Source organism: Streptomyces sp. FH025, from assembly GCF_017427025.1.
GTDB lineage: Bacteria > Actinomycetota > Actinomycetes > Streptomycetales > Streptomycetaceae > Kitasatospora.
Map to the genome: position 1 here is coordinate 1 of NZ_JAFLNG010000835.1, position 2,950 is coordinate 2,950.

Here is a 2,950-nt window from a genome sequence, read left to right on the forward strand (position 1 = left end):
ACCCACCCGGGTCCGCCAGAGCCGCCGGGCCTGCCGGATCAGGAGGCGATCATCTCCCCGCAGGAGCCGCACACCCAGGTCGCCAAGGGCCCGCGAATGCCCAGCCGCCTGCCCGCCACCATGACGTGACGGTACGACGGTGCAACGCCCTCCCCCGGGCCCGCCGGGCCCCGGGTCGCTGGGGTCCGCCGGGGCGCCGGGTCCGCCAGGGCCGCCAGGGTCACCGGGTTTGCCGAGCCTGCCGGATCAGGGGGCGATCATCTCCCCGCAGGAGCCGCACACCCAGGTCGCCAAGGGCCCGCGAATGCCCGGCCGCCCGTCCGCCACCATGACGTGACGGTACGACGGTGCAACGCCCTCCCCCGGGTCGCCGGGCCCGCCGGGGCGCCGGGTCCGCCAGGGCCGCCCGCCCGCCCGCCACCGTGGGGTGACGGCGCGCCGGCGTGATGCTCTCCCCCGGGCTCGCCGACCCACCCGGGTCCGCCGGAGCCGCCGAGCCTGCCGGGTCAGGGGGCGATCGTCTCCCCGCAGGAGTCGCACACCCGGGTCGCCGGCAGTTCGAGGAAGCAGGTGGGACAGATCGCCGGCGGGCGCGCCACGGTGGCGGCCGCCGCCTTGCGGGCCACCGAGGCGCGCAGGCGCGGGGCCAGGGCCGGGATGCCGCCGTCGGCGGGCAGATCGGCGCCGAAGTGCCGGTAGCAGGCCAGGCGGGCGGCGGCCGCGTGCTGCTCGCGGTCCATCTCGTCGGCCAGCGGCGGCTGCCCGGCCACCGCCAGCACGTCCTGGTAGCCGGCGCCGACCTTGCCGTCGGCGGCGTGCACCACCAGGGCCGTCAGCGGCGGGTCGCCCCTGCGGTGGGCCTCACGCACCACCAGGGCCAGCACCTTGCCGATCCAGTGCCGCTGGTCGATGCGGGTGCGCACCCCGGAGGCCTGCTGGACCTGTTCGGCCAGTTCCCCGTAGGTGATCACCGCGTGGTAGCGGCGCGCCACGTCCGTCAGGGCGGGGTAGGCCGCTCTGGTCCACACGATCTGGGCCTGGCCGGCGCTGACCGCCGAGCCGTCCGACACCCGCCAGTAGCCGTGCTGCTGCTCCGTCATCCGCCCGCGCCCCTGTCCGCTGTTCGTCTGTGCGACTCGCCTGCCGGCCCCCGCCGGGAGCGAGGCTACCGGGCCGCGGTGCCCGTCTTCCGGGCGGGGGCTTGACTTCAAGTGCTGTTGAAGTCGTCCAATGGGGGGCGACCGCAGCCGTACGGGCAACCCCGCGGTCGATGCCCCGCCCGTACGGACATCCGGACCGGGGCCGGGGCCGCCTTCTTCCCGATCGTGCCGTAGGCGGCCCCGGCCCCGTCCTCCGGCCCGCCTCCTCCCGGCCCGCCGCTTCCTCCCGGCCCGCTCGTGCGGTTCGCCGTCATCGGATCCTCGCCACGGGCGCCGCGCCGCGCGGGATGCTGAACGCGAGGGCCCCCGGCCGCTTTCCCCGGCCGGGGGCCTTCGTGCGGGGCGGGGGGATGCGTGCCGCTGAGCCAGTGGCCCCCTCTTTCGGGCCCCGCCCGGTGGATCAGCGGGGGTCCCCGCCCTGCTTCACCGCCGCGCTCACCGTCCCGACCACCGTCCCGACCACCGCCGCCGGAGCGGCGGTGGCCCCGGCATTGCGCCGCAGCCACCGCCCGGTCCTCTCCGGCGTCCGTGCCCGGACCGGCCCGTCGCCTTCCGCGCCGGTCTCCTCTCCTCTTCACCCGGTGCCCGGGCCGGAGGGCCCGGGCCGGGGTTGCGGGAAGGGGGGAGGCGCACCGCCGTGAGGGCGGCAGGCGGCGATCCGCCGTTTCGTCTCAGGTGAGTTGACGGTTCGTCATGTTCTTCACCCCGTGAGCTGGGCGGCGAACACGGCGTGGTTGAAGTAGGCCTTCGCCTCGCGGATCAGGCCGTCGCCGTCGAGTTCGTAGACGTTGATGCCGGACCAGTTGACCGGGCGCCCGTCCAAGGTGACGGCGGCGCCGCGCCAGGAGACGGCGACCTTGTCGCCGACGGTGTGCGCCTCGAGGGGGGTCAGGCCGAGGAAAGGGCGGAACCGGGGCAGGACGGAGGCGATGAAGTCGCGGATCGCGGGGCGTCCGGCCAGGGGCGGGGTGTCGACCGGGTCGTGGAAGACGCCGTTCTCGGCGAAGGCCGCGGCCCAGGCCTCGGCGTCGCCCCGCTGGGAGGCGTGGAAGAACTGCAGGACGGCGGGGGGCATGGCGGGGAAGGTCACGACGGATTCCTTTCGGTCCCTACGGGCTGGGTGGTGCGGGCTTCGGTGACACCGCGCTCGGTGACACCGCGCTCGGTGACGCCGGGCTCGGTGACGCCGGGCTCGGTGACCGCGGCTTCGGTGGTGCGGGGCGTGGCGGCGCGGGCTTCGGTGGTGCGGGGTGCGGCCGCTCCGGTGGTGAGCGCGGCGGCGGCGGCCAGGGCGAGCAGGGCGCACACCCCCGGCCACCCCCACCGGTCGTAGGCCCGCACCCCGAGCCAGGAGCCGGCGCTGCCGCCGAGGAAGGCGCAGGTCATGTAGGCGGTGTTCAGGCGGGATCGGGCCTCGGGCCGCAGCGCGAGGATGCGGGCCTGGTTGGCGATCTGGCCGCACTGGAGGGCGACGTCGAGCAGCAGCAGGCCGGCGGCCAGGGCCGCGAGTCCGAGCGGGCCGCCGGCGGTGCCGGCGGTGAGCAGGGCGGCGCAGGCGAGGGTGGCGGTGGCGCACCAGCGGTTGACCCGGTCGGGGCCGTGGCGGTCGACGCGGCCTCCGGCGGCGGGGGCGCAGAGCATGCTGGCGGCGCCGATGAGGGCCAGGGCGCCGACGGCCTGGGCGCCGAGGTGGTAGCGGGGGCCGGTGAGCAGCAGGGCCAGCGCGCTCCAGGCGGCGCTGAAGCCGCCGAAGAGGGTGGCCTGGTAGAGGGCGGAGCGGCGCAGGGCGC

At 76.8% G+C, this 2,950-nt stretch carries 3 protein-coding genes; all 3 read right to left on the minus strand.

The window, feature by feature from the left end:
* Positions 1-506: 506 nt before the first annotated feature.
* Positions 507-1,100 carry a hypothetical protein gene (locus tag J0670_RS34535; protein ID WP_243437946.1) on the minus strand — a complete coding sequence of 198 codons (594 nt, stop codon included), beginning with the start codon at positions 1,098-1,100 and terminating at the stop codon, positions 507-509.
* A gap of 760 nt (positions 1,101-1,860) precedes the next feature.
* Positions 1,861-2,250 carry a nuclear transport factor 2 family protein gene (locus tag J0670_RS34540; RefSeq protein WP_207816363.1) on the minus strand — a complete coding sequence of 130 codons (390 nt, stop codon included), beginning with the start codon at positions 2,248-2,250 and terminating at the stop codon, positions 1,861-1,863.
* Positions 2,247-2,950, minus strand: a 704-nt coding sequence (locus tag J0670_RS34545) for an MFS transporter (protein WP_207816365.1), incomplete at its 5' end; no start/stop codon positions are given. The genes J0670_RS34545 and J0670_RS34540, both read right to left, overlap by 4 nt.